Source organism: Micromonospora sp. KC723, assembly GCF_004348595.1.
Taxonomy (GTDB): Bacteria; Actinomycetota; Actinomycetes; order Mycobacteriales; family Micromonosporaceae; genus Micromonospora.
This window is the reverse complement of sequence record NZ_SMKD01000030.1, coordinates 42421-48636: the sequence shown is the minus strand read 5'-3', so window position 1 is coordinate 48636 and position 6216 is coordinate 42421. Positions and strand designations below refer to the sequence as shown.

Genomic DNA, 6216 nt, shown 5'->3' with positions numbered 1-6216 from the left:
GGGTTGGGGCGGGTTCGGCGCGGGTGGCGCGGCGCAGGCCGTACAGCGCCAGGACGGCGGCGGCGGCGAGCGGGGCGCCGTCGCGGACCAGCCCGTCGACGCCGAGCAGCCACCAGCACAGCGGCAGGTCGACGGCGAGCACGCCCAGGGTGATCGCCACCAGCAACGTGCGGGCCCAGCGCCGGCCGCGCATCAGGAAGGCGGTGCAGAAGAGCACCAGGTAGCTGACCGCGATGCCGGCGAGGAACCAGAACAGCACCGCCGGGACGGCGGCCAGCCGGTTGTCCAGGACGGCAGCGCCGGCGACCAGTGCCGGCACCAGCATCAGCGGGCTGTACGTGAAGGCGGCGACCCGACTGCTGAGCAGCCAACCGCTGGCCGCGGGCCGTTTCGGCGCGACCTCCCGCCAGGAGATCGTCCCGCCGGTGAGGACCAGCCCCCTGCGGTGCCGGACCAGGTGCCCGGCGACCGCGTCCGAGCGGTGAAGCAGCCAGACCACGGCCGCGCAGAGCGCGGCGAGCAGGGCGAAGCCGAGCAGGCCGGGCAGCGGCGGCACCCCCTCCCGGGGCACCACCAGCCGGCCGACCGCGAAGACGGTGGTCACGGCGAGGATCAGCCCGAACGGTTTCGCCACGGCACGACCACGGTTGACGTGTCCGATCAGCACCAGGAAGCCGAGCGAGCGCAGCATCGCCCAACCGGTGCGTACGGCCAGCCCGAACTCCTGCTCCGGGGCGTACCACCAGTTGAGCAGCTCGACCACGACGGTGGCCGCGGCCGTGGCGGCGAGCAGCGTGGTCAGCGCCCGGACGGCGGACGGCCGCCGGACCTGCGGGGTCACGGCGGCCGTCCTCATGGGATCCGATGGTGCCCGGTACGGGCAACCGTCACACCTACCTCCGGGGCTGCTCCGCGTCCAGCCGGGCGCGCAGCGCGTCCAGCTCGGCCCAGAGAACGCCCGGCAGCTTGTCGCCGAACTTCTCGAACCACTCGGTGACCAGCGGGAGTTCCTCGCGCCACTCGTCCGGGTCGACCTTGAGGGCGATCCGGACGTCCTCGGGGGTCATGTCCAGGCCCTCGACGTCGAGCGCGTCCTGCGCCGGGACCATGCCGATCGGGGTCTCGACGGCCTCGGCCCGGCCCTCGATCCGCTCGATGATCCACTTGAGCACCCGGGAGTTCTCGCCGAAGCCGGGCCAGAGGAAGTCGCCCTCAGCGTCCTTGCGGAACCAGTTGACGTAGTAGATCTTGGGCAGCTTCGACTCGTCGCCGTCGACGCCCTTGCCCATCTCGATCCAGTGCCGGAAGTAGTCGCCGGCGTGGTAGCCGATGAACGGCAGCATCGCCATCGGGTCCCGCCGGACCACGCCGACCGCGCCGGAGGCGGCGGCGGTGGTCTCCGAGGAGAGCGTGGCGCCCAGGTAGACGCCGTGCACCCAGTCGCGGGCCTCGGTGACCAGCGGGATGGTGTCCCGGCGGCGGCCACCGAACAGGATCGCGTCGATCGGCACCCCGTTCGGGTCGAAGTAGTCCTCGGCCAGGATCGGGCACTGGGTGATCGGGGTGCAGAACCGGCTGTTCGCGTGCGAGGAGAGCCCTTCGCTCTCCGGCGTCCAGTCGTTGCCCTTCCAGTCGGTCAGGTGCGCCGGCGGTTCACCCATGCCCTCCCACCAGACGTCGCCGTCGTCGGTGAGGGCCACGTTGGTGAAGACCGAGTTACCGCGCTCCAGCGTCCGCATCGCGTTGGCGTTGGTCTTCCAGTCGGTGCCCGGCGCGACGCCGAAGAGGCCGTACTCCGGGTTGATCGCGTAGAGGCGCCCGTCCGGGCCGAACCGCATCCAGGCGATGTCGTCGCCGATGGTCTCGACCTTCCAGCCCGGGATGGTCGGCTCCAGCATGGCGAGGTTGGTCTTGCCGCAGGCCGACGGGAACGCGCCGGCGATGTGGTAGATCCGGCCCTCCGGCGAAGTGATCTTGAGGATCAGCATGTGCTCGGCGAGCCAGCCCTCGTCCCGGCCCATCACGCTGGCGATCCGCAGGGAGTAGCACTTCTTGCCGAGCAGCGAGTTGCCGCCGTAGCCGGAGCCGAAGGACCAGATCTCCCGGGTCTCCGGGAAGTGCGAGATGTACTTCGTCTCGTTGCAGGGCCAGGCCACGTCCTGCTGGCCGGGGGCGAGCGGGGCGCCGATGGAGTGCAGCGCGTGCACGAAGTCGGCGTCGTCGCCCATCGCCTCGAGGACCTTCGCCCCCATCCGGGTCATGATGCGCATCGAGGCGACCACGTACGGGCTGTCGGTGATCTCGACGCCGAACATCGGTTTCTCGGCCTCGACCGGACCCATGCAGAACGGAATGACGTACATGGTGCGCCCGCGCATGCATCCGCGGTACAACTCCGTCATCGTCCGCTTCATCTCGGCGGGCGCCATCCAGTTGTTGGTGGGGCCGGCGTCCGCCTCGTCCACCGAGCAGATGAAGGTGCGCTCCTCGACGCGGGCGACGTCCGTCGGGTCCGTCCGCGCGTAGAACGAGTTGGGCTTCTTCTCGGGGTTCAGCCGGATCAGCGTCCCCCTGTCGACAAGCTCGTCGGTGAGGCGCCGCCATTCCTCGTCGGACCCGTCCACCCACACCACCCGGTCGGGGGTGGTCAGTTCCGCGATCTCTCTGACCCAGGCGAGCAGCTTGGGGTGGGTCGTCGGGGCCTGATCGATACCCCGCACAACAGCCGGAGCAACCATGACACATCTCCTCGTGGTCGACGCTGACCGATCTATGGGATGCACGAGTCTCGGCGGACGCGGGCCGCGTCGCCTTCGTGGAAACCTGGGATTGCGCTCAGCGTAAACCGGGCAGAGCTTTCAGTCAGTGGGACTGGTTGTGAAGAACTGCACAAGGTACGGCCCGGTTGCGGCATCGCGAGCTAATACCCGCTTCGCCGCGCAGTTTCACGCAAATCCTGCGGTTAACTGTTGTCACCTCTCAGGTACGACGAGAACGAACGGAGGAACCGGACTCCCGTGACGGCGTCGCCCATCGCGCCCCGAGGGAGCACGGAAGCAGCGCGAGGAGTGACACCACACCCACCGTCCGCCACCCCGGTCGCTCCGGGACCGCGTGGCGTGTGTCCGCCCCGGACGGCTCGCGGTTGCTCCGCGTCCGCACAGCTCCCAACCGGTACGCTCGGCGGGTGGCCGTGACGACGACCGGAGGCCAACCAGGGCCTCCGCAGACCCCCTCGGGTCTGGTCAGCGCACTGCTGGACCGTTTCGGTCACCTCGTCCGCGAGCTGAGCAAGTTCGCCACCGTGGGCGGCATCGCGTTCCTCATCGACTTCGCCCTCTTCAACTACCTGGCGACCGGTCGGGGCGTCCCGCCGGTCGCCGCGAAGACGATCTCGACGGTGGTGGCGGCGACCCTGGCCTTCCTCGGCAACCGGTTCTGGACGTGGCGCCACCGGCTGCGCTCCCACCCGGCCCGGGAGTACGCGCTCTTCTTCTTCTTCAACGCGGTCGGCCTCGGCATCGCGGTGGCCTGCCTGGCGATCAGCCGGTACGGCCTGGGCAGCATCTGGCCCGGGGTGTTCCAGACCGCGCTGGCGGACAACATCGCCAGCTTCGTCGTCGGCACCGGCCTCGGGACGCTGTTCCGGTTCTGGTCGTATCGACGGTTCGTCTTCGTGGAAGCGGGAATCCCCCCGGTTCCGGAGGCGGTGGACGACCCGCCGCCGAGGGCGTGACCTACCGCCCATCCCGTCCGGCCGGGATCCGCCGGCTCCCGACCACTGCCCTAAGGTGTTCCGTATGCGTCTTGTCCGTCTGCTGCCCGAGCGCTGGCAGAAGTTCATCCACGAGGCGCTCAAATTCGGCATCGTCGGAGGCGTCAACACCGTCATCAATTACGCGGTGTTCAACGCCCTCGCACTCACCGTTTTTGTCGACGGTCAACTGAAGGCGACGGTCATCGCGACCATCGTGGCCACGATCACGTCGTATCTGATGAATCGACACTGGACGTACCGGGATCGCCCGAAAGCAGCGGTTCAGCGGGAGTACGTCCTGTTTTTCCTCTTCAACGGCGCGGGCCTGCTGATCGAGCTGGGCGTCCTCGCCGTCGCCAAGTACGGCCTCGGTGTACACGGTTTGCTCGCGCTCAACGTGGCGAAGACCTGCGGCGTGCTGCTGGCCACGCTGTTCCGTTTCTGGTCGTACCGGACCTTCGTCTTCCAGCCGGTCCCGGCGCACGCCGCGGAGACCTGGCACAACCTGCCCCGCGACGAGTGGGACACGATGGCCGAGATGGACCCGGTCGCCGAACTGGCCGAGTCGGTCACCGAGCTGGAGGAAGCCCAGCCACACGACCGGCGGAAGCCGGCGACCGCCGCCGAACCGATCTTCCCGCAACCGAAGGTCCGACCGGCGGCGCTGGACGCCGGCCTCGGCGGCGCCGTGAGCGCCGACCTGGACGCCGAACTGGCTGCCGAGCTGCACGCCGGCACACGCCGACCCCGCCGCTGACCACCCGGCGTCGAGACGGGGCCGGCTGCCCTGCACAAGGCGGCGCCCCCGGATGTCCCCGAGGGCGCGGTCAGGGGGCGGGGTCGGCCAGGGGCTTGCCGTCCCGCATGTCGGTGAGGATCTCGCGCAGCTCGCCGTCGCCCAGCGAGTGCCGGTCGTGGTGGGTCTCGACCAGCTCGTAGAGCCTGGTCTGGACCTTGCCGACCTGCGGCACGTCGAGCAGCACCGACTGGCCGCGCTCACCCGCCGACTCGATGGTGAGGGTGCCGCAGCCCAGCAGCCGTTCGAGGAAGCGCTGGCTCATCGAGTGGTCGTTGATCCGGGCCAACGGGAGATCGCGTCGCTCCCGGGCGAGCACGCCGTGCTGGAGCAGCACCCGCTCGTCGGTGAAGAGGTAGTGCGTGGTGCGCCAGACCAGGAACGGCCAGAGCGCCCACCACAGCACCAGCGCCAGCACCAGCCCGGTCAGCAGGTAACGCGTGATCGTCCCGCCGTCGCCCTCGGGCAGCAGGACCCAGGCCGCCACGAGCGCCGCGACGCCCAACAGCAGCACCAGGACGGGGCGCACCAGCGCTTTCCAGTGCGGGTGCAGGTGCAGGACGACGTGCTCGTCCTGGGTGAGCACATCCTCGGGGAACGCCACGACAACCTCCTCGGCGGAACCGGACGCCTGACCCTAACCACTTGCGTGCCTTCCCGTATCAGCCGCGCGACACAATCCCGCCACCAGTGCGGCCGACCATGACGTTGGCGGTGCCGATCCGGACGAAACGCTCCACCGACTCGCGAGATCAGCAGGACGAGGGGATGGTCAGCGAAGGTGCAGGATGTCGGCGGCGGACAGCGGGCGGCGGCCTGCCGGCGTGTCGACCAGGAGTTGCCCGTCGACGTCCACGCCGGTGGCGCGGCCGGCCAACTCCGTGCCGTCGGGGAGCAACGCCCGCACCTGCCGGTCGAGCGTGGCGCAGGACGCCAGGTAGGCGTCGCGCAGGCCACTGTGCACCGCGTCGCCGCCCGCGGTCCGCCAGCGGTCGTACCAGTCGGCCAGCGAGCGGAGCAGGGCCCGCAGCAACGGATCCCGGTCGGTGGCGGCGGCACCGGCCAGGCTCAGCGAGGTCGCGGGCAGCCCGGTCGGGTTCTGCGGCAGCTCGTCGGCGCGCACCGTGACGTTCAGGCCGATGCCGAGCACGATCGCGGGCGGCTGCCCCGGCGCCGCCCCCGGCACCGCCTCGGCCAGGATGCCGCCACACTTCGCCTCACCGACCAGCAGGTCGTTCGGCCACTTCAGCCCGGCCTCCAGCTCGGCCAGCCGGGTCACCGCCTCCACCAGGGCAACCCCGGCCAGCAACGGCAGCCAGCCGTACCCTGTCGCGGACGCCGGTGGCCAGCCGCGCTCCGCCACCGCCTCCCCGGGCCGCAGCAGGACGCTGGTCGCGATGCCGGCCCGGGCTGGCGACTGCCACACCCGGCCCCGCCGACCCCGCCCGGCGGTCTGCCGCTCGGCGACCACCACCAGGCCCTCCGGCTCGCCCGCCCGCGCGGCGACCGCCGCGTCCGCGTTGGTGGAACCCGTCTCGACCCGCAGGTCGAGCCTGCGCCACGGCCCGTGCGGCGCGGTCAGCGCGCGGGCCAGCCGCGCCGCCGACAGTGGCGGTCGGTCCAGATCGGTGTACGGGGAACCCGGCATCCCGCCAGCCTACGG

The 6216-nt window shown here is 70.7% G+C and carries 6 protein-coding genes and 1 pseudogene; 3 read left to right on the top strand and 4 right to left on the bottom strand.

All coding sequences use genetic code 11. From position 1 onward, the window contains the following. A partial coding sequence (locus E1165_RS09950) for a hypothetical protein (RefSeq protein WP_132389961.1) occupies positions 1-856 on the bottom strand: 856 nt, incomplete at its 3' end. A gap of 37 nt (positions 857-893) precedes the next feature. Next, positions 894-2738 (bottom strand): phosphoenolpyruvate carboxykinase (GTP), encoded by a 1845-nt coding sequence (locus E1165_RS09945; RefSeq protein ID WP_132389959.1) that lies wholly within the window; start codon positions 2736-2738, stop codon positions 894-896. Positions 2739-2877: 139 nt separating this feature from the next. On the opposite strand from E1165_RS09945, the pseudogene E1165_RS30685 reads away from it, so the two are divergent. From E1165_RS30685 to E1165_RS09930, 3 genes and pseudogenes are all read left to right on the top strand, one after another. After that, a pseudogene (locus E1165_RS30685) lies at positions 2878-2967 on the top strand (GtrA family protein); the annotation flags it as partial. Positions 2968-3145: 178 nt separating this feature from the next. After that, entirely contained in the window at positions 3146-3736 is a 591-nt protein-coding gene (locus E1165_RS09935) for a GtrA family protein (RefSeq protein WP_371687321.1), read from the top strand. 64 nt (positions 3737-3800) lie between these two features. After that, positions 3801-4514 carry a GtrA family protein gene (locus tag E1165_RS09930; protein ID WP_132389955.1) on the top strand — a complete coding sequence of 238 codons (714 nt, stop codon included), beginning with the start codon at positions 3801-3803 and terminating at the stop codon, positions 4512-4514. A gap of 70 nt (positions 4515-4584) precedes the next feature. Here the strand turns inward: E1165_RS09930 and E1165_RS09925 are convergent, their stop codons facing one another. Both E1165_RS09925 and E1165_RS09920 read right to left on the bottom strand, forming a co-directional pair. Continuing rightward, the gene (locus E1165_RS09925; protein ID WP_132389953.1) at positions 4585-5157 is read right to left on the bottom strand and encodes a PH domain-containing protein; all 573 of its coding nucleotides are present in this window, start codon (positions 5155-5157) and stop codon (positions 4585-4587) included. A gap of 168 nt (positions 5158-5325) precedes the next feature. Next, positions 5326-6201, bottom strand: coding sequence for a biotin--[acetyl-CoA-carboxylase] ligase (locus E1165_RS09920; protein ID WP_132389951.1), 876 nt, complete (start codon positions 6199-6201; stop codon positions 5326-5328). Positions 6202-6216 lie beyond the last annotated feature (15 nt).

Excerpts from the sequence above, each read along its gene's own strand:
- E1165_RS09945 (WP_132389959.1), bottom strand. The coding sequence starts at position 2,738 with ATGGTTGCTCCGGCTGTTGTGCGGGGTATCGATCAGGCCCCGACGACC.
- E1165_RS09930 (WP_132389955.1), top strand. The coding sequence starts at position 3,801 with ATGCGTCTTGTCCGTCTGCTGCCCGAGCGCTGGCAGAAGTTCATCCAC.
- E1165_RS09920 (WP_132389951.1), bottom strand. The coding sequence starts at position 6,201 with ATGCCGGGTTCCCCGTACACCGATCTGGACCGACCGCCACTGTCGGCG.